The following is a 26,999-nucleotide window of genomic DNA, read 5'->3' as shown; positions in this document are numbered from 1 at the left end:
TCGCCCATTGGGCGTCAGTCAAAACGAATCGGTCCATCCCAAGCTTGAATCACAACCAAGCCCCGATGAGAATCCTGAATCCCAACAGACCCTAGTCGGCCTTGTTGCCGTTCTTGCTCTTTTTCTTGCCGTTGTCCGTGGAATCCCGGTCTTTTCCGCTATCTTTTCCGTTGCCGCTGTCCTTGCGGCGATTGGTGAAGCGGGCATTGCCGAGCCCGGTGCCGATGGTGAGCACGCCCCAGCGATCGACGTCCTGCATGAACGGCACTTCCGAGAGTCCCTGAACCACGCCGTCATTGTGCATCAGGATCGCGGTGTCGTGCTCGCCGATCTCAGGAATGCCCTCGATCAGGCTCGCCGGCAGGTTGAACTTGCTGCTCTCCCAATTGCCCGGCAGGTTCTGCGCGCCTTTCTCGATCGAGCCGTCCTCGTCGATCACGCCGGGACAGGCGATGCCGATAAAGGGTGCCAGCTTGAAGCCTTCCGCCTCGGCCTCCGTGATCAGCCCCTTCAGCATCTTGGTGAGCCGCTTCACTGCGCCTTCGCGCGTCGGCTCGTCGTCGGCATGACGCCACAGCTCGGACTTCACGACCTTGGCCTTCGACAGGTCTTTTGCCTTTTTCCAGCCGGTCTCGACCAAGCCGCAGCGGATGTTGGTGCCGCCGATATCGACGGCGAGGATGCTGTCATAGGCTTCGAAGATCCATGACGGCGCCAGATGCAGCGCGCCGATCAGGCCGGCTTCATCGGGGTGATGGCGGATCGGCATCATGTCGATCTTGAAGTCCTCGGATTTGAGGATGATCTCGGCGCGGGCGATCGCGAGCTCGCCGAGCCGGGAATCGCGGAAACCGCCACCGACCACGATGCGCTCGGTCTTGGCCCAGGCCTTGGACTTCAGGAAGCGGCGCGTGACGTAAGCGAGCTCCTGCGCGAAGTCCTCGATCGCGCTGTGCACGACCGCGGAGGCCTCGACATCGTCACCGACCAGGATGGCATCCAGGGTCTTCTTGCTGACCTCCTCCGACGGCTCCTTGCCGAACGGGTCCTCGCCGGTCTTGCGCAGCGGCTTGCGCCAGCGATCGAGGATCTCGCGGAACGCGCCCTTGCTGGCGCGGTCGCCGAGAAAGCCGTCCTCGTCCTTCATCTCGATGTTCAAACTGTCGACGTCCACCGACGGCAGCCGCGCCGCGCCGTGGGTGGCGATGCCCGTCGTCTTGACCAGCTCGTCCGTTGCCATGGTAAGCCCCTTGCCCGTGTGACCTAATTCGCGGGGACAACGGCCGCGGAACCCGTTGGTTGCGGCGCGGGCCGAAATTCGCCTGCGGGCTCGGATTCGGCCCAAATCCTTCAAATCCGGGCCGTTTTCGCCTGCTTTTCCTTGACTCCCGGGAGCGAGCGGCTATAAATCCCGCAACCGGCGCGGGGCGTTTCTCGCGCCGCTTGTTTTTGCGTGGGTTTTCAAAGGGATAACTCCCGCCCGCACAAAACTCGCAGAAACCCATATTCGCATAAACCCGCGACTGACAAAAAGCCGGCCCCGACACCATGTCGCGAGGCCGGGAATGAACACGAAGGAAAACAACGATGTTCGCAGTCATCAAAACCGGCGGCCGGCAGTACCGCGTCGTTCCGGATGATGTCCTGGAAGTAGGCAAGATCGAAGGCGAAGTCGGCTCGATTGTGCAGTTGAACGAAGTTCTGCTGGTCGGCGGCGACACGCCGCTCCTGGGTCTGCCGACGGTCGCAGGTGCGTCCGTTGCGGTCGAGGTGCTCGACCACAAGCGTGGCCCCAAGGTCATCGCGTTCAAGAAGCGCCGCCGCAAGAACTCGCGCCGCAAGCGCGGCTATCGCGACGAGATCACGGTGCTGCGCATCAGCGAGATCCTGACGGACGGCGCCAAGCCCACCAAGGGTCCGCGTCCGAAGCGGGAAAAGGTCGTCAAGCCAGAGACCACGACCGAAGAAGCCGACGCCGCATAATTTGATCACGCGCAATCACGAAGTGATGCGTGAGAAATTGTGAAATGATTCCGTCAAGGAATTGATCTAGAAATACGTAAGATTTCGGAGACGAGCCATGGCTCACAAAAAAGCAGGCGGTTCATCGCGCAACGGTCGCGATTCCAAAGGCAAGCGCCTCGGTATCAAGGCGTTCGGCGGGGAAGTTGTGATTCCCGGCAACATCATTGCGCGTCAGCGCGGCACCACCTGGCATCCCGGCCTTAATGTCGGCATGGGCACCGACCACACTTTGTTCGCCAAGGTCGAGGGTCGCGTAACATTCCAGGCCAAAGCCAACGGTCGCACCTTCATCTCGGTGCTCCCGCTCGCAGAGGCGGCTGAATAGACGGTGGATCAAATTTGGAGTCCGCCGGGTCCCAGACCGAACCGGCGGAGTCCTTGAGATCAAAAGAGATCGAAGGCTCCAGGGGGAGGCGGGAAACCGGCCTCCCCTTTCGTTTGACTTGCTCACTTTTCACTTAGTGACTTCGACGGAGCCGGACATGTTGCAGGATTTTTCGAGCACGACCTTGCGGGAGGCGAGACCAAGCGTCGTCGCCACCGAGCGGCTGACCTTGCGGCGGCCGACCCTCGCCGACGTCAGGACCATCGCGCTCCTGGCCAACGACCGCCGCGTCGCCGAGAACACCCGCCGTCTCCCCCATCCCTATTCGCAGGACGACGCCGTCGAATTCGTCCGCGCCACCGCCGCGCTCGGCAGCGAGACCGTGTTCCTGATCGAGCAGGACTCCGGTCCGGTCGGCATGGTCGGCATCGACCGCTCCACGCCCGACAATGCCGAGCTCGGCTATTGGCTCGGCGTCGAGCATTGGGGCCGGGGCTTTGCCACCGAGGCCGCACGCGGCGCGATCGATTTCTTCTTCGAGGAGTTCGAGGACGACCATCTTTATGCGGGTGCGCGCGTCACCAACCCGGCGTCGCGCAAGGTGCTGGAGAAGTGCGGCTTCCAATGGAGCGGCGTCCAGCTGCATCGCTTCCTGGCGCTGGGCTCGTCCACGCCCGTCGACTGCTTCCGTCTCTCGCGCAGTGTGTGGGCGTCGCTGAAGAGCTGGAGCAGTGCAAGGCGCGTGAGATAAGGCACTACGCCGGCGGATTCAGCTCTCCGCCGGCGCGGCCGAGATCGCGCTCACGCAGGTAGATATAGAACCCGGCGCCGATGATGATCGCGGCGCCGACGATGGTGGCGACCTCGGGAACGTCGCCGAACACGACGAAGCCGAAGATCACCGCCCAGACGATCATCGAATATTGATAGGGCACCACGACGCTGGCCGGCGCCAGCTTGAGCGAACGGTTGACGCAGAACAGCGCGGTGACCGAGACGCATCCCGCCAGCGCGAAGATCACGAGGCTGCCTGATGTCGGCGGCACCCAGTGGAACGCCGACAGCACCGCGCCCAGCAAAAACGTGCCGACGAATTGCGACGACGCCATCACGATGTCGGGCGTCTTGCGCAGGCTGCGGGTGATCAGCATCAGCGTTGCGAAAGACAGACTGCCGCCAAGCGCGATCAGCGCCGGCAGGCTGATCGTCTGTGCGGACGGCCGCAGCGCGATCAGCACGCCGCAGAAGCCGATCAGGATCGCCGTCCAGCGCCGCCAGCCGACCTTCTCGCCGAGAAAGATCGCCGACATCGCGGTGACGAAGATGGGGCCGGCCAGATAATAGGTGATGACGTCGGCGAGCGGCAGATAGACCGTCGCGAGGAAGAAGGCCGCCACTTCCAGCGTCGACAGCACCACGCGGAAGAGCTGGAGACCCGGCCGCTCCAGATGCCGGAATTGGTGACGCTGCCGCCAGACCAGCGGCGACAGCAGCAGCAGCGCCGCGCAGGCGCGCAGAAACAGCAGCTGCCCCACCGAATAAGTCCCGACCAGGAACTTGCCCATGGCATCGCCGAACGAGAACATGAAGATCGACAGCACCATGAGTGCAATGCCGGCGAGGCGCGCCGAGCGCTCGTCATAGGCGGAGAGATTTTTGAACAGGGGCATCGAGCGCCGTTGTAATGACGTGGACGCAGCGGACAAGCCTGCGTTGGACGAATTGAACGGATTGTCGCACTCTCCGCGTCGCGGTAGCGATAGGCGACCCACGAACGAAAGAGCCAAGAAGAGAGCCAAGAAGAGAGCAAAGACATGACCGACTTCGACCCGGCCCGGCATCGCATGATCCCCGCGCAACGCTGGTTTGAGGATTTCGTGGTCGGCGAGCGTTTCGTGCTGCCGAGCCGCACGCAGACCAATGCGGTGTTCGCGGCGTTCCAGACCGCGAGCGGCGACACCCATCCGGTGCACTATGATGTGGAGTATTGCCGCAGCCGCGGCATGCCGCATTTGCTGGCCCACGGTTTCCAGACCTTGATCCACACCGCACCCGGCGCGGGCCTGTTTCCGTTCATGGTCGAGGAATCCCTGGTCGGCTTCCTCGAGCAGTCGAGCCGATTCCTCAAACCGGTGTTAGCCGACGACACCATCTATCCCGCGCTCGAGGTCGTCGAGCTGGTGCCGGGACGCTCGACCGGCACGGTGACGCTCAAAAGCACCGTGTTCAACCAGCGCAAGGAGCTGGTGCTGGAGGGCACGCAGAAATTCCTGATCCGGCGGCGGCCGCTCTGACGCCGTCCTGGACCTGGTCTTGCGGTTAAGCAAGGCCCATAAATCGCCGAATTTCGGCCGATTTGCGGGTCCATCCGGGTTGCCGCGCGGGACCGGCTGGCCTACCTATGGCCGATGAAATTCCTCGACGAAGCAAAGGTCTATATCCGCTCCGGTGACGGCGGAAACGGCTGCGTGGCGTTCCGCCGCGAAAAATTCATTGAATTCGGCGGTCCCTCCGGCGGCAATGGCGGCCGCGGCGGCAATGTCATCATCGAGGTCGCCGACGGCCTGAACACGCTGATCGACTATCGCTACCAGCAGCACTTCAAGGCCCAGAAGGGCGAGAACGGCGCAGGCTCGGACCGCCATGGCGCCAACGGCAAGGCGATCGTGCTGAAGGTTCCCATGGGCACGCAGATCTTCGATGAGGATCGCGAGACCATGATCCACGATTTCACCAATGTCGGCGAAAAATTCGTGCTGGCCGAGGGCGGCAACGGCGGCTTCGGCAACGCGCATTTCAAGACCTCGACCAACCGCGCGCCGCGCAATGCCAATCCCGGCCAGCCCGGCGAAGAGCGCTGGATCTGGCTGCGGCTGAAGCTGATCGCGGATGCCGGCCTCGTCGGCCTGCCCAATGCCGGCAAATCGACCTTCCTCGCCAAGGTCAGCGCGGCCAAGCCGAAGATCGCCGACTATCCCTTCACCACGCTGCATCCGCAGCTCGGCGTCGTGAATGCCGACGGCCGCGAATTCGTGCTGGCGGATATCCCCGGTCTGATCGAAGGCGCGCATGAAGGTGTGGGTCTCGGCGACCGCTTTCTCGCCCATGTCGAGCGCTGCCGCGTGCTGCTGCATCTCGTCGATGCGACTTGCGAGCATGCCGGCAAGGCCTACAAGACGGTGCGAACGGAGCTGGACGCCTATGCCGGGCAGCTCACCGACAAGATCGAGATCGTGGCGCTGAACAAGATCGACGCGGTCGAGCCGGACGAGTTGAAGAAGCAGAAGGACCGGCTGAAGCGCGCCGCCAAGAAGACGCCGCTGCTGCTCTCCGCCGTCACCGGCGATGGCGTCAAGGAAGCGTTGCGCGCGCTGGCGGAAGTGATCGGCGAGAGCCCGGTCTCCGCCAAGGCGAAGAGCGCGGCCGAAGCCGAGCCGTGGTCAGTTTGATCTGGTCGGTCTGATCTGCTCGGCATAATCCCGCCTTGCTTGTCTTCGCTGGCGCGATAGCGCAGCATCGAACAATCAAGACACGGCGGGGATGACGCATGGCGCGCGCGAAGAACGTTCTCTGGATCATGTGCGACCAGCTTCGCTATGACTATCTCGGCTGCACCGGCCATCCCACGCTGAAGACGCCGAACATCGACGCCATGGCGAAGCGCGGCGTGCTGTTCAGCAAGGCCTATGTGCAGTCGCCCATCTGCGGCCCCTCGCGGATGTCGTTCTACACCGGGCGCTACATGCGCTCGCACGGCTCGCACTGGAACGGCTGGCCGTTGCGCGTCGGCGAGCCCACCCTCGGCGATCACCTCAAGAAGCTCGGCGTGCGCAACGTGCTGGTCGGCAAGACCCACATGGCGCCCGATCTCGAAGGCATGAAGGCGCTCGGCATCCCGCCGGAATCGGTGATCGGCGTGCACGTCGCCGAATGCGGGTTCGAGCCTTATGAGCGTGACGACGGCCTGCATCCGACCGGCCGTCCGCGTCCGAGATACGACGAATATCTGCGCCAGCAGGGTTTTGAAGCGACCAATCCCTGGGAGCATTGGGCCAATTCAGGTGCGGCGGAAGACGGCTCCTTGCAAAACGGCTGGCTGCTCGTGCATGCCGACAAGGCCGCGCGCGTGCCGGACGAACATTCCGAGACGCCCTACATGACGCGCCGCGCGATGGACTTCATCAGCGAGGCCGAAACCGACGGCAAGCCGTGGTGCCTGCATCTGTCCTACATCAAGCCGCACTGGCCCTACATCGCGCCCGAACCTTACGCCAGCATGTATTCGCCGGATGACATGATCCCGGTGATCCGCTCCGAGCGCGAGCGCCAGAATCCGCATCCGGTGTTCGGCGCCTATATGGACATGCGCTACTCCCGCAACATGGCGCGCGACGAGGCCCGCGAGAAGGTGATCCCGACCTATATGGGCCTGATCACCCAGATCGACGACCAGATGGGCGTGCTGATGAAGTTTCTGGAGGAGCGCGATCTCGTGGAATCCACCATGATCGTGTTCACCTCCGATCATGGCGATTATCTCGGCGATCACTGGATGGGCGAGAAGGATCTGTTCCACGAGCAGTCGGCCAAGATTCCGCTGATCATCATCGATCCCTCGAAGGAAGCCGACGCCACGCGCGGCAAGCGCAGCGACGCGCTGGTCGAAGCCATCGATCTCGCGCCCACCTTCGTCGATTATTTCGGCGGCAAGGTGCCGGGCCACATCCTCGAAGGACGCTCGCTGCTGCCGCTGCTGCGCGGGCCGACGCCGCCGGATTGGCGCAAGGTCGCGTTCTCCGAATACGACTATTCCATGCAGGACGTCCGGCTGAAATTGAACCAGCCGATCGAGCGCTGCCGCCTGTTCATGGTGTTCGACGGCCGCTGGAAATACATCCATGCCTCCGGCTTCCGCCCGATGCTGTATGACCTCGAAACCGATCCGGAAGAGTTTCTGGATCGCGGCGACGACCCGGAGTGCGCCGGCATCATCGCGCGATTACAGGCGGAATTGTTCGACTGGGCGCTGCATCCCAACGACCACATCACCACACCCCGCGAGAAGATCGCGAACTATGCCGACAACCAGCTTCAGGTGAAGGGCGGCGTCCTGATCGGCATCTGGGACGAGAAAGAACTCGCGTCGATCAAGGACGGCATCGAACAGCGCGCGAAGTTGTAATCCTCATGGTGAGGAGGCGCGAAGCGCCGTCTCGAACCATGCAGGCCCGGCTCTCGCACCTCGGCCTGCATCCTTCGAGACGCGCGCAAAGAGCGCGCTCCTCAGGATGAGGGGAGAAATCGCGCTACGCTTCTCAATTCTCGATCTTGTAGCCCGTCGCCTTCACGATCGGTTGCCAGAAGGCGGTGTTCGCGGCGAGCTCCTTCGTCAGATCCTCCGCAGTGCTGCCGACCGGAATGAGCCCGATCGCTGTCAGCTTCTCCTTCACCTCGGGCTTGGCGAGCGCGGTGCTTGCGGCCGCGCCGAGCTTGCTCGCGAATTCCGGCGAGCTGCCGGCGGGAAGCCACATGCCGTACCAGGCGTCCGCGACGAGATCGATGCCGCTCTCCTTCAGCGTCGGGACGGCGGGCGCGAACGGCGAGCGTTCCGCACTCGCGACCGCGATGATCTTCACGCCCTTGGCGCGATGCTGCGGCAGCGCGTCGGCCAACGTGGTGATGCCGAACGAGATGTGGCCGCCGATGATGTCGTTGAGGATGGGCGCGCTGCCCCGATAGGGCACCCGCGTCATGGGAATGCCGAGGTCTTTCTCGAGCTTGGAGCCCATGAAATGCGGAATGGTGCCGTTGCTCGGCACGCCGAACGACGTCTTGTCCGGATGCGCCTTCAGCCAGGCGACAAATGCCTTGAAGTCGGCGGCATCGATCCCCGGGCCGATCACGACGGCGAATTCGAACCGGGCCAGCAGCGATACCGGGACGAAATCCTTTGCAGTATCGAAGCTCGGCGTCGCCTCCACCATCGGCAGCAGGTACATCGTGGGGCCGGTCGTCACCAGCACCATGCTGCCGTCGGGGCTGGCCCCCTTCACCGCCTTGATGCCGATCAGGCCGTCACCGCCGGTGCGGTTCTCGACCACGATGGTCCGCTGCAGCGCCGGCGCCATCTCCTGTGCGATCAGCCGGCACAGCGTGTCGCCGCCCGCTCCCGCCGCGAACGGGAAGATCATTTTCGTCAGCCCGGCCTGCGCTTGCGACCCGCCCGCTTGCGCCAGCAGCGGCAACCCCAGGCATCCGGCGATGAAGTTGCGGCGATCCATTGGTTTCCTCTTTGAGCCCATTATCGTTGGCGACAATTAGAGCCAGACAGGCGTCCCGGACAAGCGCTGTTTACCGGGCCTGCCGCCTTGCGCCGGCCATCGTCCTGCTGCAAAAGCAGGCCTTACCGGCGCCGCGCTCCGCTCCGCCGTGTCCGATGCAGAGCAATCCGTCACACGCGCCAACACATACACTCATGGCCAGCCCCGAACTCAGTCAATTCCGCCGCATCGTCGTCAAGGTCGGCTCCGCGCTGCTGGTCGATTCCGACAGGGGCGAGGTGCGGGCGTCCTGGCTCGCCGCGCTCGCCGACGACATGGCCAAGCTGCACGGTGAGGGCCGTGACGTGCTCGTGGTCTCCTCAGGCTCGATCGCGCTCGGCCGCAGCCGGCTCAAACTGCCGCGCGGCCCGCTGAAGCTGGAGGAGAGCCAGGCCGCGGCCGCCGTCGGCCAGATCGCGCTGGCGCGGATCTGGTCGGAGGTGCTCGGTGCCCATGGCATCGGCGCCGGCCAGATCCTGGTGACGCTGCAGGACACCGAGGAGCGACGCCGCTATCTCAACGCGCGCTCTACCATCGGCAAGCTCCTCGAGTGGCGCGCGATCCCCGTGATCAACGAGAACGACACGGTCGCCACCAACGAGATCCGCTACGGCGACAACGACCGCCTCGCCGCGCGCGTCGCCACGATGGCGAGCGCGGACCTGCTGGTGCTGCTGTCCGATATCGACGGGCTCTACGATGCCCCGCCGAAGAACAATCCGAACGCCAAGCTCATTCCCGTCGTCGACAGCATCTCGTCGGAGATCGAGGCTGTCGCCGGCGACGCCGAGTCCGAACTCTCCCGCGGTGGCATGCGCACCAAGGTCGAGGCGGCGAAGATCGCCACCACCGGCGGCACGCATATGCTGATCGCCTCCGGCAAGATCGAGCATCCCTTGCAGGCAATCGCCGATGGCAGCCGCTGCACCTGGTTCCTGACGCCCGCCAATCCCATCACCTCGCGAAAACGCTGGATCGCGGGCTCGCTGGAGCCGAAGGGCACGCTGACCATCGACGCCGGCGCAGTCGCCGCGCTACGTGCCGGCGCCAGCCTGCTGCCGGCCGGCGTGATCAAGGTCGAGGGCCAGTTCGCCCGCGGCGACGCCGTGATCGTCCGGGGCCCCGACACCAGCGAGGTCGGCCGCGGCCTGATCGCCTACGACGCCGACGACGCCGAGCGGATCAAGGGCCGCTCTTCCCCGGACGTGATGGCGATCCTCGGCATCAGCGGGCGGTCAGAGATGATCCACCGCGACGATCTGGTGATGGGCGGGTAGACCGGCAGGCATCCACGTTCTTGCAGGCGCCGGCCGAGGCGTGGATGGCCGGCAAGCCCGGCCATGACGCCGGAGCTAGGCCATTGACCGAGCTATCGTCCGGCACGTGAAGCCCTGCCATACCTTCCCGACGCTTCGCAAAAGCGGGATTTCCGTGCTAGGACACCGCCTTAGCAGAAGGTTGAACGAGCTATGGCCGCCCCCCTCAAAGCCGTCGACGGTAATGCCGATCTTCAGGCGCTGATGACCGATCTCGGTACCCGTGCCCGCGCTGCCGCGCGCGTGCTGGCGCTGGCGCCGCCGGAGCAGAAGAACCGGGCGCTCGAAGCCATGGAGCGGGCGATCCGCGCGAACTCTGCCGCGATCCTCGCCGCCAATGCCGAGGACGTCACTGATGCCCGCGCCTCCGGCAATGCCACCTCCTCCTTCATCGACCGCCTGACGCTGACGCCGGCGCGGGTCGAGGGCATGGCCGAGGGGATCGGCATCGTGCGCGGCATTGCCGATCCGGTCGGCATCGTCACCGAGAGCTGGCAACGGCCGAACGGCATGACCATCGAGCGCGTGCGCGTGCCGCTCGGCGTCGTCGGGGTGATTTTTGAGAGCCGGCCGAACGTTGCGGCGGACGCCGGCGTGCTGTGCCTGAAGTCCGGCAATGCCGTGATCCTGCGCGGCGGCTCCGACAGTTTTCGCTCCTGCCGCGCCATCCATGAATGCCTGGTGCAGGGCCTGCGTGAAGCCGGCCTCCCCGAGGCCGCAATCACATTGGTGCCGACGCGCGACCGCACGGCGGTCGGCATGATGCTGTCGGGATTGAACGGCGCCGTCGACGTGATCGTGCCGCGCGGAGGCAAGAGCCTCGTCGCGCGCGTCGAGCAGGAAGCCCGCGTGCCGGTGTTCGCGCATCTCGAAGGCGTCAACCACGTCTATATCGATGCCAGCGCCGACCTCGCCATGGCGAAGTCGATCGTGCTCAACGCCAAGATGCGCCGCACCGGCGTCTGCGGCGCGGCCGAGACGCTGCTGGTCGATCGCGCTGCTGCTGGCACAAAGCTGAAGCCGCTGGTCGAGATGCTGATCGAGGCCGGCTGCGAAGTACGCGGCGACGACGCCGTGCAGAAGACCGATGCGCGCGTCAAGGCTGCGAGCGCAGAGGATTGGGACACTGAATATCTCGACGCGATCATCGCGGCGAAGGTGGTGGACGGCGTCGACGGCGCGATCGCGCATATCCAGAACCACGGCTCGCACCATACCGATGCGATCGTGAGTGCGGACGAGACCGCTGCGAAGAAATTCCTGAGCGAGGTCGATTCCGCGATCGTGCTGCACAACGCCTCGACGCAGTTCGCCGACGGCGGCGAGTTCGGCTTCGGCGCCGAGATCGGCATCGCCACCGGCAGATTCCATGCCCGCGGCCCGGTTGGGGCCGAGCAGCTGACGAGCTTCAAGTATCGCATCCACGGCACCGGGCAGACGCGGCCGTAAACGACGCGGGGCGCGGGGCATTGAGCAACAATTTCGTCGCGCCACGTTCCTTCGCGCAGGCCATACCAACCCACACTTCGGGCATGCGCATCGGGCTGCTCGGCGGCTCGTTCAATCCGCCGCACCAGGCCCATCGCGCGATCAGCCAGTTCGCGCTGAAACGCCTTCAGCTCGATCGCGTCTGGTGGTTGGTGACGCCGGGCAATCCCTTGAAGGAGAACGGCACGCTGCATGAGCTCGGCCGGCGCATGCAGGCGGCGCGCGAAATTGCCGACGACCCCAGGATCGAGGTGAGCTGTCTCGAATCCGTCATTCGCACGCGCTATACTATCGACACCATCAACGCCTTGCGCCGCCGCCTCTCCGGCCTGCGCTTTGTCTGGATCATGGGCGCCGACAACCTCGCTCAATTCCATCGTTGGCAGCACTGGCAGCGCATCGCCGGCCAGGTGCCGATTGCGGTCATCGATCGCCCACCGCAGAGTTTTCGCGCGCTCGCCTCTCCCGCCGCCCAGGCGCTCAAGCGCTACCGCGTGCCCGAGAATGAGGCAGCATTGCTTGCGGACCGGGCTGCGCCGGCGTGGGTCTTCCTGACCGGAATGAAGCTGAATCTCTCTTCGACCGGCTTACGGAACCCGGACGGAAGCTGGAAAGGTACGAAGTGAGTCAGACTCTGCGGAGGTTGTTGTCAACTTCGGGCTCTCTGGCATATTGAAACCCTTAACCCCACATGATGTAGTGTAACCAGTGAGCGTCGGATTCGGCGTTCGCGATACAGTGAAAGGAATGGTCCCTGGCCACATCTGTATTGTCCAAGTCAGCTTCGACGAAGTCTGTTTTACCCAAGGTTGCCAAGCCGGCGCGTAAAACATCGACCAAAGCTGCAGCCTTGAAGGCGCAACCCGACGCCGACAAGACGCTGAGCCTGATCCTCTCCCGCCTCGACGACATGAAGGCGGAAGAGACGGTCACCATCGACCTTCGCGGCAAATCGGCCTACTCCGACTACATGATCGTCACCACCGGCCGGGCCAACCGGCACGTCGGCGCGATCGCGGAGAACGTCGCCAAAGGCCTCAAGGAAAACGGCATCAAGAACATCCACGTCGAGGGCTTGCCCAATTGCGACTGGGTGCTGATCGATTCCGGCGATGTGATCGTTCACGTGTTCAGACCCGAGGTCCGCGAGTTCTACAATCTCGAGAGATTGTACACGCAGGGCCCAGGGGCGGCGAAGGCGATCTAGAGGCTCTGGCCGATTTCGAATCGGCTGACGCGCATGCTAGCGTCGTGCGCGCGCAATTTGCGCGCGGTCTTGAAAACGCGACCTTGAAGCTATCATGCGTGTTGCTGTCATTGCGGTGGGCCGGCTGAAGCAGGGTCCCGAACGGGAGCTTGCCGACCGCTATTTCGAACGGTTCGACGAGGTCGGCCGAAAGCTCGGATTCCGCGAGCTCGCCATCCACGAATTGCCCGAAAGCCGCGCACGCGACACGGCGACGCGGATGGCCGAAGAGGCCGCGGCGATCTCCGCGCATATTCCCGAGAAATCGATCCTGGTGGCGCTGGACGAGCGCGGCCAGAATCTGGATTCCACCGTATTCGCACGGCGTCTCGGCCGCTGGCGCGACGAGGGGGCCGGTCATACTATCTTCATGATCGGAGGGGCGGACGGACTTTCGCCCGAATTGCGCCGTAAGGCTAAGCTCGCGATCGCGTTCGGCTCTGCGACCTGGCCGCATCAAATGGTCCGCGTCATGCTTCTGGAACAGCTTTATCGGGCCGCCACCATTCTGGCCGGCCACCCCTATCACCGCGCATGATGCGCGCTACAACGAGCACCTTTGCCTAAAGCGATGCGAGCGCCGATTCTCAACCTGCTGCTGATCGCCGGCGTGACTGGCGCAAGCCTCGCGCAAGCTCAGACGCAAGGTCAAACAATTGCGCCGCAGGCTGCGGCCATCTCGCCCGATGCGATCAAGCAGCGCGAGCAGGAGCTCGAGGCCGCCCGCGCAAGCAAGAAGAACGCGGAGGAAGCGCAGGCCAAGCTCAAGACCGAGATCACCTCGCTCGGCCAGGACCGCACCCAGCTCAATCAGCAATTGATCGACACCGCCGCCAATGTGCGCACCGTCGAGACCAAGATCGACGAAGCCGAAGCGCGGCTGCGTTCGCTGAACGGCCGCGAGCAGGCGATGCGCAGCTCGCTCGATTCGCGCCGCGCCGACATCGTCGAGGTGCTGGCGGCCTTGCAGCGCGCCGGAAGGCGGTCGCCGCCGGCGCTGCTGGTGCGGCCCGAGGACGCGCTGCAATCGCTGCGCACGGCGATGCTGCTCGGCGCCGTCGTGCCGGAATTGCGCGGCCGCGCCGAGAAGATCGCGGGCGAGCTCGGCGAGCTCGTGTCCTTGCGCAAGACCATCGCGACCGAGCGCGACCAGCTCGCCTCCGACCGCGACAAGGTCCGCAACGACCAGACCCGGCTCACCGCCTTGGTTGACGAGCGGCAGCGCCAGCAGGCGTCGCGTGAAAAGGACCTGGACGCCGAGAACTCGCGCGCCATCACGCTCTCAAGGCAGGTCGGCGATCTCCAGGGGCTGATCGCCAAGATGGAGCAGGAGCTGCAAAGCGCCGCCAAGGCAGCCGAGAAGGCAGCTGAGGCCGCAAAGCAGGCCGAGGCAAAGGCCGCCGCCAACGCCAAACCCGGCCCCGGCGCTTTCAAGGACCGGTCCCGGACCACCCCCGCGATGGCCTTCGCCGCCGCCAAAGGCCTCCTGCCTCTTCCGGTTAACGGTAACAAGATCAGGGATTTTGGCGGTTCCGACGGGCTCGGCGGGGTTCAAAAGGGCATTTCGCTGGCAAGTAAGCCCGGCTCCCAGGTCACGACGCCGTGTGACGGCTGGGTGGTCTATGCCGGCCCGTTCCGCAGCTATGGACAACTCTTGATCCTCAATGCCGGGGGCGGGTATCATGTCCTGATCGCCGGGATGGAGCGCATTTCGGTAAACATCGGACAGTTTGTCCTCACGGGGGAGCCTGTCGCGTCCATGGGGTCGACCTCTCAAGTCGCCTCCATTCTCGCCACGAACGCGAGTCAACCTGTGCTGTATGTCGAGTTCCGCAAAGACGGCACTCCAATCGATCCAGGCCCATGGTGGGCCGCAAATGAAGGCGAGAAGGTTCGCGGATGATGCGCAAGACTTCAGTTATCCTCCTCAGCGCGGCCACCGGTGCGGCGCTGACGCTGTTCGTGACCCAGCCGCGCGCGGTCTTCATGGGCTCCAGCGCACGGGCCGCCACCGCGGACACCTATCGCCAGCTCAACCTTTTCGGCGACGTCTTCGAGCGCGTGCGCTCGGACTATGTCGAGAAGCCCGACGACACCAAGCTGATCGAATCAGCCATCAGCGGCATGCTCACCGGGCTCGATCCGCATTCGAGCTACATGGACGCCAAGAGCTTCCGCGACATGCAGGTGCAGACCCGCGGTGAGTTCGGCGGCCTCGGCATCGAAGTCACGATGGAAGACGGCCTGATCAAGGTGGTCTCGCCGATCGACGACACGCCTGCCTCGCGCGCCGGCGTCATGGCCAACGACATCATCACCAGTCTCGACGACGAAGCGGTGCAGGGCCTGACCCTGAACCAGGCGGTCGAGAAGATGCGCGGCCCGGTCAACACCAAGATCAAGCTCAAGATCATCCGCAAGGGCCAGGACAATCCGATCGACGTCACGCTGGTGCGCGACAACATCCGCGTCCGCTCGGTGCGCGCCCGCATCGAGGCCGACGACATCGCCTATATCCGCATCACCACCTTCAACGAGCAGACCACCGAAGGCCTGAAGCGCGAGGTCGCCAACCTCTCGAATCAGATCGGCGACAAGCTGAAGGGCTACGTCATCGACCTCCGCAACAATCCGGGCGGCCTGCTCGAGGAAGCGGTCACCGTCTCCGACTCCTTCCTGGAGAAGGGCGAAATCGTCTCAACCCGCGGTCGCAACGCCGATGAGACCCAGCGCCGTACCGCGCATGCGGGCGACCTCACCAAGGGCAAGCCGGTCATCGTGCTGGTCAATGGCGGCTCGGCCTCGGCGTCGGAGATCGTCGCCGGCGCGCTGCAGGACCACAAGCGCGCGACCATCGTCGGCACGCGCTCGTTCGGCAAGGGCTCGGTGCAGACCATCATTCCGCTCGGCTCGGGCAACGGCGCGCTGCGTCTGACCACGGCGCGCTACTACACGCCGTCGGGCAAGTCGATCCAGGCCAAGGGCATCGTGCCCGACATCGAAGTGCTGCAGGACGTGCCGGACGAGCTGAAGTCGCGCACCGACACCAAGGGCGAGGCTTCGCTGCGCGGCCATCTCAAGAACGACGGCGACGAGAAGACCGGGTCGCAGTCCTACGTGCCGCCGGACGCCAAGGATGACAAGGCGCTCAAGCTCGCCGACGATTTGCTTCATGGCATCAAGAACAGCGCCTCCGCGGCGCCCACGCCGGGCGGCGACAACAAGACCACGACCGACAAGCCCAAAGCGGCAAACTAGGTCGGCGCATCGCGATCTGACGGAAAGGGCGGCTCACGGAGCCGCCCTTTTTGCTTGGAACGCCAGACACCCCCGGCCTATCCCGGCCTGCCGCCGCTTGACCCCGCCGTGGTATCGTCATGGGTGAGTGATTCGGGATCGCGCATGACTGAAACGGCCGATGATCTGAGCGCCCCGCTCGGACAGGATAAGCCGCGCCGCAAACACCGGCGGCGGCTGCCGTTCACGGCCATGCAGGCGCTTGCGATCCTGCTCGGCCTATTCCTGGTCGCTTTTGCCGGCTTCGCGATCTTCAACAAGGATCCGCTCGGTGGCGAGCCGATGACGCGGCTCGCGATCCGCGAGCCCCAAGCCACGGACAAGGCCAGCGACGAGAAGCCGGCCGCTTCCGGCCACGGCCAGGAAAGCAAACAGGAAAGCAAGCACGAGACCACGGAAGCGCCGAAGCAGGCGGGCGAGCAGAAGACCGTCACCATGATCGACGGTTCCACCGGCACGCGCCAGGACGTGGTGATCGGCGGCAGCGATCCCGCCGACAAGGGCGGAGCGGCCTCCGCACCGCCGCCCGTCATGACCGGGATCGACCCAAAACTCCTTGAGAAATCACGCTACGGCATGATCCCCGTGGTTGCCGGGGATCTGAAACCGTTCAACGTCTATGCGGCGGATGCCGACCGCGCCAAGGCCGCCAAGATGCCCGTGGTTGCGATCCTGATTGGCGGCCTCGGCGTCGGCGCAGCCAAGACCACCGATGCCATCATGAGGCTGCCGGCGGCGGTGACGCTGGCCTTCACGCCTTATGGTTCCGATCCAGGAAAACTCGCCGAGCGGGCCCGGGCCCAGCGCCACGAGATCTTCCTCCAGATCCCGATGGAGCCCTACGACTTCCCCGACAACGATCCGGGACCGCAGACGCTGCTGACCTCGCTGAGTGCCGACCAGAACATGGACCGCCTGTACTGGCATCTGAGCCGGATGCAGGGCTATGCCGGCCTCACCAATTTCATGGGCGCCCGCTTCATCGCCACAGAGCCGGCGATGCAGCCGATCATCCGCGAGGCGGCCAAACGTGGCCTCGGCTTCTTCGACGACGGTTCCTCGCCCCGCAGCATCGCGCCCCAGGCCGCGGCAAGCCAGGCGATGCCGTTCGGCAGGGGTGACATCGCGATCGACGTCGTGCCGACCCCGGCCGAGATCGACCGCGCCCTGAACAAGCTCGAAGCGGCGGCGCGCGAGCGCGGCGCGGCCGTGGGCACCGCCTCCGCCCTCCCGGTCTCGATCGAGCGCATCGGCGCCTGGACCAAGACATTGAGCGACCGAGGTATCCTTTTGGTGCCATTGACAACCGCGATGCTGAAATCAAAATCCAGCTAAATCAACGGATTGGTACGGCGCGGGTCCTGCGGGGCCGGATCAAGCCTTACCGACAGCATGCGAGAGGCCTGGCGGAATGGCGCGTTACGAGGATCTGCCCTACCGGACCTGCGTCGGCGTGATGCTGATCAACAAGCAAGGCCTGGTGTTCATCGGCCGCCGCGCCGGCGGCATCGAGCATGTCGACGACACCCATGTCTGGCAGATGCCGCAGGGTGGCGTCGATCCCGGCGAGGACAATTGGGACGCCGCCAGGCGCGAGCTCTACGAGGAGACCAGCGTGCGCTCGGTCGAGCGGCTCGGCGAGGTTCCGGACTGGCTCACTTACGACATTCCGCGCACTGTTGCGGGCCGCGCCTGGAAGGGTCGCTATCGCGGCCAGCGCCAGAAATGGTTCGCGGTCCGCTTCACCGGCAAGGACAGCGAGATCAACGTCGAAAAGCCCGGCGGCGGTCACAAGGCCGAGTTCGTGAACTGGCGCTGGGAGCCGATGAAGAACCTGACCGGGCTGATCGTCCCATTCAAGCGCCCGGTCTATGAGCGCGTAGTGAAGGAATTTTCCGCGCTGGCGGAGGATTAGTTCAAGTCGCCATTCCAGGTTGATGCTAATGCATCGCCTGGAATGACGACGAGAGATCCGCACGTGACCGATCAAAAGCCTTATCGCCCGAACGTGGGTATCGCGCTGTTCAATGCCGACGGCCGGGTGCTGATCGGGCATCGCTTCAAGGGCGACGGACCCGAGATCGTCCTGCCGGGCCTCGATTGGCAGATGCCGCAAGGCGGCGTCGACGAAGGCGAGGACCTGCGCGATGCGGCCCTGCGCGAGCTCTGGGAAGAGACCAGCGTCAAGAGCGCAACCTATCTCGGCGAGACCGACTGGCTGACTTACGAATTCCCGCCTTACGATGGACCGCAGACGCATCGGCTGGCGAAATTCCGCGGGCAGCGCCAAAAATGGTTCGCCCTGCGCTTCACCGGCAAGGATGACGAGATCGATCCGTTGACACCGCGCAACGACCAGCCCGCGGAGTTCGACGCCTGGCGCTGGGAGCGGCTCGACCGTGTCCCCGATGTCGTGGTCCCGTTCCGCCGCGAGGTCTACCGCGCGGTGGCCCAACAGTTTGCGCCCTTCGCAAACTAAAAAACGCGAGAACAAGCCGGTGTCGTTGCAGAGCGCATTCCAGCGTTTAGGACGGGCATGGGTGACCGCACCACCAGCCACGGGTTCGCTCAGCCTCTCCCGCTTGCGGGAGAGGTCGGCGCGAAGTGCCGGGTGAGGGCTTTCTCCGTTTAGGGACTGTGTCTTTGCAGATGCACCCTCTCCCCAGCCCTCCCCCCGCGAGGGAGGGAGCGCATCTCGCAAGCGTTAACGATCGGGCCTAATCAGCACACGCCTAATTCACCGGTCCCACCGTAAACGGGCCGATCGCGATGACGTGGCAATCGCTGTCGCGCCTGGCGCAGTCGGCGAGCGCGGAATTGACGGCGGTCTGCTCGTCCGCGGCCTTCAGGCCGAGGCCCGGCCGGCCCGCGGTGCCGACCGCGACTGCGTTCCAGCCCATGCCATCGGCGAGCTTGCGCACGACCTCGTCGCGCGCATCTGTGGCGATCGAGGCATTGGACGCCGCATGGAAGAAGCCGGTGATCCTCAGCAGGGTCGGGATCGGCACGACGAAATTCTCGTCGACCGCAACGACCATGCAGGCGACGCCGGCGATCGCGCCGCACGATTCCAGGGAGCGCCGCGCAGCGTCGTCGGCGGATGATGCGCCCATCACCATGAAATATTGACCGCCCGGGCCGAGCGCGACCGAGCGGGATTTCGCCGCGGGGACGAACATGTTCTCGAGCCGGACTTTTGCGGGATCGCGCACCATCGGAAAGTCCTTTGGGACGAAGGCGCGCTCGGTCATTGGATCGTGCCGGATAAAGGGCTGCGGCGGCATCGGCGGCTTGCCGTGCGTGTAGACGACATTGTTGCCGACCGCATAGAGCTCGCAGGGCCGCGGCGACTGCGCGGCATCCGCCCGCTTCTGACACTGATCGAGCGCAGCGTTGCGCGCGGCTTCCTCGTTTGGCTGATTGAGCGCGGAGCCGGTGATACCGCCGACGTTCAGCGCAAAGGCCTTGTAGTCGCCGGCGACGGAATATTCGCCACCGAGGTAGCCGCGGATACGCTCGCCGATGAAGGGCACGCTGTCGGCAGGAAACTTGCCGACCATCGGCGAGGCGGATGGTGCCGGCATGGGCATCGGGCCTGATGCTGGGCCTGGCGCGATCGCTGCGATCGCCGGCGCCTTTGTGGTCTCGAGCTTGGTGAAATAGAGAAAGCCGCCGACAGCAATCGCGACGACGGAGACGACACCGACCACCAGCGGCCACATCCAGTTCAGCGCGGGTGCTACTTTCGCCACCTTCTTGATCTGCGGCGTTGCGTAACTGCCGTCCACGCGCCGCATCGCCACCATGTAGGCGTGCACGGGCGTCGGGATGTTTTTGACCTCCTGCGCGCCGATATCGGCGAATTGCACTGACAGCTTGTTGGCGACCTGCTCGTGTACGGCGCGGGAGACGCAGATGCCACCGACCTCGGCGAGGCCTTCAAGCCGGGCGGCGATATTGACGCCGTCACCGAGCAGATCGCCGTCGCGCTCGACCACGTCGCCGATGGTGATGCCGATGCGGAACGACATCTGCCGGCTCGGCGGATAGGCCATGTTGCGGGTTCGCAGCGATTCCTGGATGTCGATCGCGCAGCGCACCGCATCAACTGCGCTTGGAAATTCCGCGAGCACGGCGTCGCCTGCGGTGTTGAAGATGCGTCCGCCGGCCTTCGCGATGAAATCGTCGACGACCTCACGATAGGAGGCCATACGCCGCAGCGTCTCCTCCTCGTCTTCCGCGACCAGCCTTGAGTAACCGGCAATATCGGCCGCGAAAATCGCTGCGATCTTGCGTTTCATCTGCTGCCCGCCCCGAAACAAAATTCGCCAGCGCAGAATGCCGCTATCGGCGGCGCGGTGCAACAAAGTTTCAGCGCCCGCCACTTCCGTGACGAGCGCTGAACTTATTCAGGAATTTGTAGCTTGAGCCCCGGTGCGATGCGCCGGGGCTTAGTGCATAGCCGTGCTGTTGAGCTGCTGCTGGATGCTCTTGAAGTGGTCGAGCCGCGCGATGGCCTGATCGAGCTCGCTGCCTTCGTGCTCCTTCAACCCTTCTTCCATCTCCGAGACGGTCGCGGCGAACTGAGCACGGTCGAGCTCGGCCAGCGACGTCGCGACGTCGGCGAGCACGGTGAGGCCCTTTTCGGAGACTTCGGCGAGACCGCCGAGCACGATGATCTTCTCGTGCTTGCCGCCGGTGGTGATGGTGAGAATGCCGGGCCGGATCGCAGCCACGACCGGCGCATGTCCCGCCAGCACGCCGAAATCACCCTCGACGCCGGGGATGTCGACCTGGTCGACCTCGCCCGAGAATGCGAGCTTTTCCGGCGAGACGAGATCGAAGTGGAAGGTGGCCATGGGAAACCTGCGAATGGTGAGTAGCGAATAGCGAATGGAGCGGGAGCAGCGAGACCATTCGCTACTCCCTACTCGCCGTTCGCAGCTTAGGCCGCCTCGGCCGCCAGCTTCTTGCCCTTCTCGAGCGCCTCTTCGATGGTGCCGACCATGTAGAAGGCGGCCTCCGGGAGGTGGTCATACTTGCCTTCGCAGAGACCGCGGAAGCCCTTGATGGTGTCCGCGAGGTCGACGAACTTGCCGGGCGCGCCGGTGAAGATTTCGGCGACGTGGAACGGCTGCGACAGGAAGCGCTCGATCTTGCGGGCGCGGGCCACCGTCAGCTTGTCCTCTTCCGAAAGCTCGTCCATGCCGAGGATGGCGATGATGTCCTGGAGCGACTTGTAGCGCTGCAGCACCTGCTGGACCATGCGCGCGGTCGTATAGTGCTCTTCGCCGACGATATTCGCCTGCAGCATGCGCGAGGTCGAGTCGAGCGGATCGACCGCCGGATAGATGCCCTTTTCCGAGATCGCACGGTTCAGCACCGTGGTGGCGTCCAAATGTGCGAACGACGTCGCCGGCGCCGGGTCGGTCAAGTCGTCAGCCGGCACGTAGATCGCCTGCACCGAGGTGATCGAGCCCTTGTTTGTGGTGGTGATGCGCTCCTGCAGCGCGCCCATGTCGGTTGCCAACGTCGGCTGATAGCCCACGGCGCTGGGAATACGGCCGAGCAACGCCGACACTTCCGAGCCCGCCTGAGTGAAGCGGAAGATATTGTCGATGAAGAACAGCACGTCCTGGCCCTGGTCGCGGAAGTGCTCGGCGACTGTCAGGCCGGACAGCGCGACGCGCATGCGGGCACCGGGCGGCTCGTTCATCTGGCCGAACACCAGCGCGCATTTCGACTTCACGCTCGGGTCGGGATTGTGCGGGTCGGCGTTGACCTTGGATTCGATGAACTCGTGATAGAGGTCGTTGCCTTCGCGGGTGCGCTCGCCGACGCCGGCGAACACCGAATTGCCGCCGTGCGCTTTGGCGACGTTGTTGATCAGCTCCTGAATGAGCACGGTCTTACCGACGCCCGCGCCGCCGAACAGGCCGATCTTGCCGCCCTTGGCGTAAGGCGCGAGCAAGTCGACGACCTTGATGCCGGTGACGAGAATCTCGGCCTCGGTGGCCTGGTCGGTGTAGGTCGGCGCTTCCTGGTGGATGGCGCGCTTGCCTTCGGACGGGATCGGGCCCGCTTCGTCGATCGGCTCGCCGATGACGTTCATGATGCGGCCGAGCGTGCCGGCGCCCACCGGAACCTCGATCGGTTGGCCGGTGTCGGTCACTTCCTGGCCGCGCACCAGACCTTCGGTCACGTCCATCGCGATCGTGCGCACGGTGGACTCACCGAGATGCTGCGCGACTTCCAACACGAGGCGGATGCTGCCGTTCCTGGTTTCCAGCGAATTGAGAATGGCCGGCAGGTGGCCCTCGAACTGAACGTCGACGACGGCGCCCATGACCTGGGTGACGCGACCGACCTGGTTAGCTGCTGTGGCCATGATTAGCTCTCCTTCGAAATTCTTTACTTGAACGACCGTCGTTTGGTTCGTGCGTCAGACCGCCTCGGCGCCGGAGATGATCTCGATCAGCTCCTTGGTGATCTGGGCTTGACGGGTTCGGTTATAGATCTGGGTTTGCTTGCGGATCATTTCGCCGGCATTGCGGGTGGCATTGTCCATCGAGCTCATCTGCGCGCCGTAGAACGAAGCGTTGTTTTCCAAGAGCGCGCGGAAGATCTGCACGGCGATATTGCGCGGCAACAGGCCGGAGAGAAGTTCGTCCTCCTCCGGCTCGTAGTCGTAGGACGTCGACGGCGCGTTCGCCGCCTTTGCTTCCACAGTCAGCGGAATGATCTGCTGCGCGGTCGGGATTTGCGCAATCACCGACTTGAACTGCGAGTAGAACAGCGTGCAGACGTCGAACTCGCCGGCGTCGAAACGCGCCAGAACCTTCTTCGCGATGTCCTCGGCGTTGACGAAGCCAAGCTGGCGAACGCTGCGCAAATCGAGGTGCTCGACGATCTGCTTGTCGAACAGGCGGCGGAGCTGCTCATAACCCTTGCGGCCGACGCAGAAGAATTTGACTTCCTTGCCCTGCGCAATCAGCGCCTGTGCGCGCTCGCGCGCGAGGCGCACGATCGAGGAGTTGAAAGCGCCGGACAGGCCGCGCTCGCCGGTGCAGACCAGCAGCAGGTGAATCTGATCCTTGCCGGTGCCGGCCAGCAGCGTCGGCGCGCCGGGCGAGCCCGCAGCGGCGCTGGCGATGTTGGAGATCACCGCGCTCATCTTGTCGGCATAGGGCCGTGCCGCCTCGGCCGCTTGCTGGGCGCGGCGCAATCTGGACGCGGCGACCATCTGCATGGCCTTGGTGATCTTCTGCGTCGCCTTGGTCGAGGCGATGCGAACCCGCATGTCTTTAAGTGAGGCCATTCTTCGTTCACCCCGACGGTCCGATCTCTTGCGATCAGACCGTTAGCCTGTCCCTGTCGTCATGCCCGGGCTAGTCCCGGGCATCCACGTCTTCGTCGCCATGCGATGAGGCACGGACGGCCGGGACAAGAAGCCCGGCCATGCGACGGCTATCTTATGCAAAGCTCTTGGCGAAGCCTTCGACCACCGACTTCAGCTTGGCAGCACTGTCGTCGGAGAGATCGCGGCTGTCGCGGATCGCATTGAGGATCTCGACGTTCTTGCCGCGCAGCAACGACAACAGGCCGTCCTCGAACGCGCGCACCTTGTTGACCGGGAGCGGATCGAGATAGCCGTTGGTGCCGGCCCAGATCACGCAGACCTGCTCTTCCATCTTCAGCGGCGCGAACTGCGGCTGCTTCAGGAGTTCGGTCAGGCGCGAACCGCGGTTGAGCAGGCGCTGGGTCGAGGCGTCGAGGTCGGAGCCGAACTGCGCGAACGCCGCCATTTCGCGGTACTGCGCGAGCTCACCCTTGATCTTGCCGGCGACCTTCTTGGTGGCCTTGGTCTGCGCCGAGGAGCCGACGCGCGACACCGACAGACCGACGTTCACGGCAGGACGGATGCCCTGGAAGAACAGGTCGGTTTCCAGGAAGATCTGGCCGTCGGTGATCGAGATGACGTTGGTCGGAATGTAGGCCGACACGTCGTTGGCCTGGGTTTCGATGACCGGCAGCGCCGTCAGCGAGCCGGAGCCCTGGTCCTTGTTCAGCTTCGCCGCGCGCTCGAGCAGGCGGGAGTGCAGATAGAACACGTCACCAGGATAGGCTTCGCGGCCCGGCGGGCGGCGCAGCAGCAGCGACATCTGGCGGTAGGCGACGGCCTGCTTGGACAGATCGTCATAGATGATGACGGCGTGCATGCCGTTGTCGCGGAAGTACTCGCCCATGGTGCAGCCGGTGAACGGCGCGATGTACTGCATCGGCGCCGGATCGGAAGCGGTGGCGGCGACGATGATCGAGTATTCGAGCGCGCCCTGCTCTTCCAGCACCTTCACGAACTGGGCAACGGTCGAACGCTTCTGGCCGATCGCGACATAGACGCAATATAGCTTGATGTTCTCGTCCGGCTGCGCGTTGAGCGGCTTCTGGTTGAGGATGGTGTCGAGCGCGATCGCGGTCTTGCCGGTCTGACGGTCGCCGATGATCAGCTCGCGCTGGCCGCGGCCGATCGGGATCAGGGCGTCGATCGCCTTGAGGCCGGTCGCCATCGGCTCGTTCACCGACTTGCGCGGAATGATGCCGGGCGCCTTGACGTCGACGCGCATGCGCTTGTCGGCCTGGATCGGGCCCTTGCCGTCGATCGGGTTGCCGAGCGCGTCGACGACGCGGCCGAGCAGGCCCTTGCCGACCGGCGCGTCCACGATGGCGCGGGTGCGCTTGACGGTCTGGCCTTCCTTGATCTCACGGTCGGCGCCGAAAATAACGATACCGACGTTGTCGGTTTCGAGGTTCAGCGCCATGCCGCGGGTGCCGTTCTCGAACTCGACCATTTCACCGGCCTGGACGTTGTCCAGACCGAAGACGCGAGCGATACCGTCACCGACGGACAGCACCTGTCCGACTTCGGAGACTTCAGCTTCCTGGCCGAAATTCTTGATCTGGTCCTTGAGGATCGCGGAAATTTCCGCGGCGCGGATGTCCATCAGCCTGCCTCTTTCATCGCGTGCTTGATCGAATTGAGTTTGGTGCGAAGCGAACTATCGATCATACGGCTGCCAAGCTTGACCACGAGGCCACCGATGATCGAGGGGTCGACTTTCACGTTGAGCGCGACGTCCTTGCCGGTCACCGACTTCAGGGCAACCTTGAGGGCGTCGAGATTCTTGTTCGAGAGCGCTTCCGCCACGGTGACGTCGGCCGTTACCTCGCCCTTGAACCTGGCGACGAGGGCGCGGTAGGCGCGGATGACGTCAGCCACCGCGAACAGGCGGCGGTTGGCGGTCAGAACCTTGAGGAAATTGGCGGAGATGCCGGCGATGCCGGCCTTGTCCAGCACGGCCGAGAGGGCCCTGGACTGCGTTTCGGCCGCAAACACCGGGCTGCGGACGAGGCGCGTCAGATCGGCGCTTTCGTTCAGCAAGCCCTCGAATTTGTCGAGATCGGCTTTGACCTCGTCGACCACTTTCTGGTCGCGGGCCAGTTCAAACAAGGCCGTTGCATAACGACCCGACACACCGGAAACGGACGTATCTTCTGCAGCCACAGACGCGCTCTTTTTGCTGTCAAACTCGCAAGGGAAAAACCGTCGCCACAAAGCGGCGCCAAGCGATCCAAGCCCTTGGAATTCAAGCGGGACTTCGATTTTCGACCCCGCACGGTACGTGCCGGGCTCGTTAAAATCGCGGCTTTGCTAACATAGCAGGCGCGCACGTGCAACATGACGCCAAATTAAAGGCACGACGTTCTTTCGCCAGTCCGTCGCAGTCCAAGACGACGCAACGACGACCTGCCACCTGACGGAATTGTCGCGCGCTCGGCGCCGATGCCCGCCCGTTGGTTCCTGCCCTCAGCGCATAGCGGCCATGAACACGGATCGCTGAGGCGTGATTCCCGGCCGCCGGCTTCACTCGCCGAATACTTACCCAATTCTAAACGCCGAAAGCGATGACTTCAGTTTGCAGTACTTGCAAGTAATTATGAGGTTAACAGACCGTTAAAACGAAATATTACGGAACATCAGCTGAATACCGGTCGAGAGTAACAAGATGTTTCATAAGGACACAGAACGGAATTACTGCCCAATTCACGCCTCATTAGGAATCGAAACGCGATCCCGCTCGCAAACTTACGAGGGCTCCACTTGCCACATATGCGGCAATACTAGCTTAGGGACCATTAAATGCTGACTTTGAAGACGCTGGGCTCTATGACCCGGCCGCGTACGGCGATCGCTTTTGTTGCCGCAACACTCCTCGTCGGTGGAACCGCCACCGAAGCTTCCGCCAAATCCCGGCATCACCATCGGTATTCTCACCATCATCACCGCCATCACGCCCAGAACGATGCCAACGCGACCACCGATTGGCGTAACGCCAATGCGTCGATGACGCCATCGCAGGGCACCGGACGTTCCTTCTCCGGCATGGCTTCGTTCTACGGCAACGAGTCCGGCAGCAAGACCGCCTCGGGCCAGCGCTTCAACCAGAACGCCATGACCGCGGCGCACCGTTCGCTGCCGTTCGGCACCAAGCTGCGCGTCACCCACGGCGGCTCGAGCGTCATCGTCACCATCAACGACCGTGGTCCGTTCATTCGCGGCCGTGTCCTTGATCTCTCCACGGGCGCTGCCCGGGCCATCGGCCTCACCGGTGCCGGCGTCGGCCGCGTCACCGCGGAAGTCGTCTCCTAGGGCGCGACAGCGCCTCACCGCACAAGTGCAGTTCCCGTCATCGTCCGCATGGACGTGTGAGCAGCGGGATCAGCGCGGGTGAAACAAGCCCGCCGTCTTGGGGGACGGCGGGCTTGTTTTATCCCTTTTGTCATTGCGAGGAGCGCAGCGACGAAGCAATCCAGACTGCCTCCGTGGAGGGATTCTGGATTGCTCACATGGGGATTTGGTGTGTCAAGGCGGATGTTCCGCTTTTTGTTTGATTGCTGCCAGCTTTTCGTCCCGACCGCTGGGT

26 protein-coding genes are annotated in these 26,999 nt (G+C 64.1%); 17 read left to right on the top strand and 9 right to left on the bottom strand.

The features are described from left to right. Positions 1 to 91: 91 nt before the first annotated feature. Positions 92 to 1,240, bottom strand: coding sequence for an ROK family protein (locus tag ABIB00_RS36885; protein ID WP_354107750.1), 1,149 nt, complete (start codon positions 1,238 to 1,240; stop codon positions 92 to 94). Positions 1,241 to 1,587: 347 nt separating this feature from the next. On the opposite strand from ABIB00_RS36885, the gene rplU reads away from it, so the two are divergent. The 3 genes from rplU to ABIB00_RS36870 all read left to right on the top strand — a co-directional run bounded on the left by rplU (position 1,588) and on the right by ABIB00_RS36870 (position 3,101). After that, positions 1,588 to 1,983, top strand: a complete 396-nt coding sequence (rplU, locus tag ABIB00_RS36880; protein ID WP_247444051.1) for a 50S ribosomal protein L21 — start codon at positions 1,588 to 1,590, stop codon at positions 1,981 to 1,983. A 97-nt stretch (positions 1,984 to 2,080) separates the two neighbouring features. Next, the gene (gene rpmA / locus ABIB00_RS36875; RefSeq protein WP_007598923.1) at positions 2,081 to 2,350 is read left to right on the top strand and encodes a 50S ribosomal protein L27; all 270 of its coding nucleotides are present in this window, start codon (positions 2,081 to 2,083) and stop codon (positions 2,348 to 2,350) included. Between the two features lie 157 nt (positions 2,351 to 2,507). Next, a complete protein-coding gene (locus ABIB00_RS36870; protein ID WP_354107749.1) occupies positions 2,508 to 3,101 on the top strand; it encodes a GNAT family N-acetyltransferase in 594 nt (197 codons plus the stop codon). A 4-nt stretch (positions 3,102 to 3,105) separates the two neighbouring features. Here ABIB00_RS36870 and ABIB00_RS36865 read toward each other — a convergent pair whose 3' ends face one another. Next, positions 3,106 to 4,020 carry a DMT family transporter gene (locus ABIB00_RS36865; protein ID WP_354107748.1) on the bottom strand — a complete coding sequence of 305 codons (915 nt, stop codon included), beginning with the start codon at positions 4,018 to 4,020 and terminating at the stop codon, positions 3,106 to 3,108. Between the two features lie 144 nt (positions 4,021 to 4,164). Here ABIB00_RS36865 and ABIB00_RS36860 point away from each other — a divergent pair, with 144 nt between their 5' ends. From ABIB00_RS36860 to ABIB00_RS36850, 3 genes are all read left to right on the top strand, one after another. Continuing rightward, positions 4,165 to 4,644, top strand: coding sequence for a MaoC family dehydratase (locus tag ABIB00_RS36860; protein WP_354107747.1), 480 nt, complete (start codon positions 4,165 to 4,167; stop codon positions 4,642 to 4,644). Between the two features lie 114 nt (positions 4,645 to 4,758). Next, complete coding sequence (gene obgE / locus ABIB00_RS36855) at positions 4,759 to 5,799, top strand: GTPase ObgE (protein ID WP_354107746.1); 1,041 nt, start codon at positions 4,759 to 4,761, stop codon at positions 5,797 to 5,799. 98 nt (positions 5,800 to 5,897) lie between these two features. Beyond that, positions 5,898 to 7,532, top strand: a complete 1,635-nt coding sequence (locus tag ABIB00_RS36850) for an alkaline phosphatase family protein (protein WP_354107745.1) — start codon at positions 5,898 to 5,900, stop codon at positions 7,530 to 7,532. 133 nt (positions 7,533 to 7,665) lie between these two features. Here the strand turns inward: ABIB00_RS36850 and ABIB00_RS36845 are convergent, their stop codons facing one another. Further along, on the bottom strand, positions 7,666 to 8,631 hold the full coding sequence (locus tag ABIB00_RS36845; RefSeq protein WP_354107744.1) for a Bug family tripartite tricarboxylate transporter substrate binding protein: 966 nt from the start codon (positions 8,629 to 8,631) through the stop codon (positions 7,666 to 7,668). 194 nt (positions 8,632 to 8,825) lie between these two features. Here ABIB00_RS36845 and proB point away from each other — a divergent pair, with 194 nt between their 5' ends. The 10 genes from proB to ABIB00_RS36795 all read left to right on the top strand — a co-directional run bounded on the left by proB (position 8,826) and on the right by ABIB00_RS36795 (position 18,496). Beyond that, positions 8,826 to 9,947, top strand: coding sequence for a glutamate 5-kinase (proB, locus tag ABIB00_RS36840; RefSeq protein WP_247339465.1), 1,122 nt, complete (start codon positions 8,826 to 8,828; stop codon positions 9,945 to 9,947). Positions 9,948 to 10,139: 192 nt separating this feature from the next. Then, complete coding sequence (locus ABIB00_RS36835; protein WP_354107743.1) at positions 10,140 to 11,435, top strand: glutamate-5-semialdehyde dehydrogenase; 1,296 nt, start codon at positions 10,140 to 10,142, stop codon at positions 11,433 to 11,435. Between the two features lie 20 nt (positions 11,436 to 11,455). Beyond that, positions 11,456 to 12,100 (top strand): nicotinate-nucleotide adenylyltransferase, encoded by a 645-nt coding sequence (locus ABIB00_RS36830; protein WP_354107742.1) that lies wholly within the window; start codon positions 11,456 to 11,458, stop codon positions 12,098 to 12,100. A 224-nt stretch (positions 12,101 to 12,324) separates the two neighbouring features. Beyond that, positions 12,325 to 12,681 (top strand): ribosome silencing factor, encoded by a 357-nt coding sequence (gene rsfS, locus ABIB00_RS36825; RefSeq protein WP_247339456.1) that lies wholly within the window; start codon positions 12,325 to 12,327, stop codon positions 12,679 to 12,681. A 94-nt stretch (positions 12,682 to 12,775) separates the two neighbouring features. Beyond that, positions 12,776 to 13,258 (top strand): 23S rRNA (pseudouridine(1915)-N(3))-methyltransferase RlmH, encoded by a 483-nt coding sequence (gene rlmH / locus ABIB00_RS36820; protein WP_354107741.1) that lies wholly within the window; start codon positions 12,776 to 12,778, stop codon positions 13,256 to 13,258. 33 nt (positions 13,259 to 13,291) lie between these two features. After that, positions 13,292 to 14,623, top strand: coding sequence for a murein hydrolase activator EnvC family protein (locus ABIB00_RS36815; RefSeq protein WP_354107740.1), 1,332 nt, complete (start codon positions 13,292 to 13,294; stop codon positions 14,621 to 14,623). Further along, positions 14,620 to 15,978 (top strand): S41 family peptidase, encoded by a 1,359-nt coding sequence (locus ABIB00_RS36810; protein ID WP_247339450.1) that lies wholly within the window; start codon positions 14,620 to 14,622, stop codon positions 15,976 to 15,978. The genes ABIB00_RS36815 and ABIB00_RS36810 overlap by 4 nt, the downstream gene beginning before the upstream one ends. A 144-nt stretch (positions 15,979 to 16,122) precedes the next feature. Then, positions 16,123 to 17,352 (top strand): divergent polysaccharide deacetylase family protein, encoded by a 1,230-nt coding sequence (locus ABIB00_RS36805; RefSeq protein ID WP_354107739.1) that lies wholly within the window; start codon positions 16,123 to 16,125, stop codon positions 17,350 to 17,352. A 76-nt stretch (positions 17,353 to 17,428) separates the two neighbouring features. Next, a complete protein-coding gene (locus tag ABIB00_RS36800) occupies positions 17,429 to 17,932 on the top strand; it encodes an RNA pyrophosphohydrolase (RefSeq protein WP_247339447.1) in 504 nt (167 codons plus the stop codon). Positions 17,933 to 17,995: 63 nt separating this feature from the next. Beyond that, entirely contained in the window at positions 17,996 to 18,496 is a 501-nt protein-coding gene (locus ABIB00_RS36795; protein WP_247339446.1) for an RNA pyrophosphohydrolase, read from the top strand. A 253-nt stretch (positions 18,497 to 18,749) separates the two neighbouring features. Here the strand turns inward: ABIB00_RS36795 and ABIB00_RS36790 are convergent, their stop codons facing one another. From ABIB00_RS36790 to ABIB00_RS36765, 6 genes are all read right to left on the bottom strand, one after another. Further along, a complete protein-coding gene (locus tag ABIB00_RS36790; protein WP_354107738.1) occupies positions 18,750 to 20,318 on the bottom strand; it encodes an adenylate/guanylate cyclase domain-containing protein in 1,569 nt (522 codons plus the stop codon). 150 nt (positions 20,319 to 20,468) lie between these two features. After that, positions 20,469 to 20,876 carry a F0F1 ATP synthase subunit epsilon gene (locus ABIB00_RS36785; protein ID WP_247339445.1) on the bottom strand — a complete coding sequence of 136 codons (408 nt, stop codon included), beginning with the start codon at positions 20,874 to 20,876 and terminating at the stop codon, positions 20,469 to 20,471. A gap of 86 nt (positions 20,877 to 20,962) precedes the next feature. After that, entirely contained in the window at positions 20,963 to 22,405 is a 1,443-nt protein-coding gene (atpD, locus tag ABIB00_RS36780; protein WP_247339443.1) for a F0F1 ATP synthase subunit beta, read from the bottom strand. A gap of 54 nt (positions 22,406 to 22,459) precedes the next feature. Continuing rightward, entirely contained in the window at positions 22,460 to 23,335 is an 876-nt protein-coding gene (locus ABIB00_RS36775; RefSeq protein ID WP_354049751.1) for a F0F1 ATP synthase subunit gamma, read from the bottom strand. Positions 23,336 to 23,489: 154 nt separating this feature from the next. Continuing rightward, entirely contained in the window at positions 23,490 to 25,019 is a 1,530-nt protein-coding gene (atpA, locus tag ABIB00_RS36770; protein ID WP_247339437.1) for a F0F1 ATP synthase subunit alpha, read from the bottom strand. Further along, the gene (locus ABIB00_RS36765; protein ID WP_247339434.1) at positions 25,019 to 25,579 is read right to left on the bottom strand and encodes a F0F1 ATP synthase subunit delta; all 561 of its coding nucleotides are present in this window, start codon (positions 25,577 to 25,579) and stop codon (positions 25,019 to 25,021) included. Before ABIB00_RS36765 ends, atpA begins: the two co-directional genes overlap by 1 nt. 636 nt (positions 25,580 to 26,215) lie before the next feature. On the opposite strand from ABIB00_RS36765, the gene ABIB00_RS36760 reads away from it, so the two are divergent. Further along, positions 26,216 to 26,725: a septal ring lytic transglycosylase RlpA family protein gene (locus tag ABIB00_RS36760; protein WP_247444067.1), complete on the top strand. Its 510-nt coding sequence runs from the start codon at positions 26,216 to 26,218 to the stop codon at positions 26,723 to 26,725. The last annotated feature ends 274 nt before the right edge of the window (positions 26,726 to 26,999 follow it).

This window comes from Bradyrhizobium sp. LB14.3 (assembly GCF_040547985.1).
Taxonomy (GTDB): domain Bacteria; phylum Pseudomonadota; class Alphaproteobacteria; order Rhizobiales; family Xanthobacteraceae; genus Bradyrhizobium.
The sequence above is the reverse complement of the archived record's forward strand: the minus strand, read 5'-3'. Positions and strand labels throughout refer to the sequence as shown.

Bases quoted from the DNA above. Each gene is read 5' to 3' on its own strand.
- ABIB00_RS36860 (WP_354107747.1), top strand. From the start codon at position 4,165: ATGACCGACTTCGACCCGGCCCGGCATCGCATGATCCCCGCGCAACGC.
- ABIB00_RS36845 (WP_354107744.1), bottom strand. From the start codon at position 8,631: ATGGATCGCCGCAACTTCATCGCCGGATGCCTGGGGTTGCCGCTGCTG.
- ABIB00_RS36800 (WP_247339447.1), top strand. From the start codon at position 17,429: ATGGCGCGTTACGAGGATCTGCCCTACCGGACCTGCGTCGGCGTGATG.
- atpA (WP_247339437.1), bottom strand. From the start codon at position 25,019: ATGGACATCCGCGCCGCGGAAATTTCCGCGATCCTCAAGGACCAGATC.
- ABIB00_RS36865 (WP_354107748.1), bottom strand. From the start codon at position 4,020: ATGCCCCTGTTCAAAAATCTCTCCGCCTATGACGAGCGCTCGGCGCGC.
- proB (WP_247339465.1), top strand. From the start codon at position 8,826: ATGGCCAGCCCCGAACTCAGTCAATTCCGCCGCATCGTCGTCAAGGTC.
- rlmH (WP_354107741.1), top strand. From the start codon at position 12,776: ATGCGTGTTGCTGTCATTGCGGTGGGCCGGCTGAAGCAGGGTCCCGAA.
- ABIB00_RS36805 (WP_354107739.1), top strand. From the start codon at position 16,123: ATGACTGAAACGGCCGATGATCTGAGCGCCCCGCTCGGACAGGATAAG.
- ABIB00_RS36815 (WP_354107740.1), top strand. From the start codon at position 13,292: ATGCGAGCGCCGATTCTCAACCTGCTGCTGATCGCCGGCGTGACTGGC.
- ABIB00_RS36835 (WP_354107743.1), top strand. From the start codon at position 10,140: ATGGCCGCCCCCCTCAAAGCCGTCGACGGTAATGCCGATCTTCAGGCG.
- ABIB00_RS36775 (WP_354049751.1), bottom strand. From the start codon at position 23,335: ATGGCCTCACTTAAAGACATGCGGGTTCGCATCGCCTCGACCAAGGCG.
- atpD (WP_247339443.1), bottom strand. From the start codon at position 22,405: ATGGCCACAGCAGCTAACCAGGTCGGTCGCGTCACCCAGGTCATGGGC.
- ABIB00_RS36850 (WP_354107745.1), top strand. From the start codon at position 5,898: ATGGCGCGCGCGAAGAACGTTCTCTGGATCATGTGCGACCAGCTTCGC.
- ABIB00_RS36810 (WP_247339450.1), top strand. From the start codon at position 14,620: ATGATGCGCAAGACTTCAGTTATCCTCCTCAGCGCGGCCACCGGTGCG.
- rpmA (WP_007598923.1), top strand. From the start codon at position 2,081: ATGGCTCACAAAAAAGCAGGCGGTTCATCGCGCAACGGTCGCGATTCC.
- ABIB00_RS36760 (WP_247444067.1), top strand. From the start codon at position 26,216: ATGCTGACTTTGAAGACGCTGGGCTCTATGACCCGGCCGCGTACGGCG.
- ABIB00_RS36790 (WP_354107738.1), bottom strand. From the start codon at position 20,318: ATGAAACGCAAGATCGCAGCGATTTTCGCGGCCGATATTGCCGGTTAC.
- ABIB00_RS36785 (WP_247339445.1), bottom strand. From the start codon at position 20,876: ATGGCCACCTTCCACTTCGATCTCGTCTCGCCGGAAAAGCTCGCATTC.
- rplU (WP_247444051.1), top strand. From the start codon at position 1,588: ATGTTCGCAGTCATCAAAACCGGCGGCCGGCAGTACCGCGTCGTTCCG.
- ABIB00_RS36870 (WP_354107749.1), top strand. From the start codon at position 2,508: ATGTTGCAGGATTTTTCGAGCACGACCTTGCGGGAGGCGAGACCAAGC.
- obgE (WP_354107746.1), top strand. From the start codon at position 4,759: ATGAAATTCCTCGACGAAGCAAAGGTCTATATCCGCTCCGGTGACGGC.
- ABIB00_RS36885 (WP_354107750.1), bottom strand. From the start codon at position 1,240: ATGGCAACGGACGAGCTGGTCAAGACGACGGGCATCGCCACCCACGGC.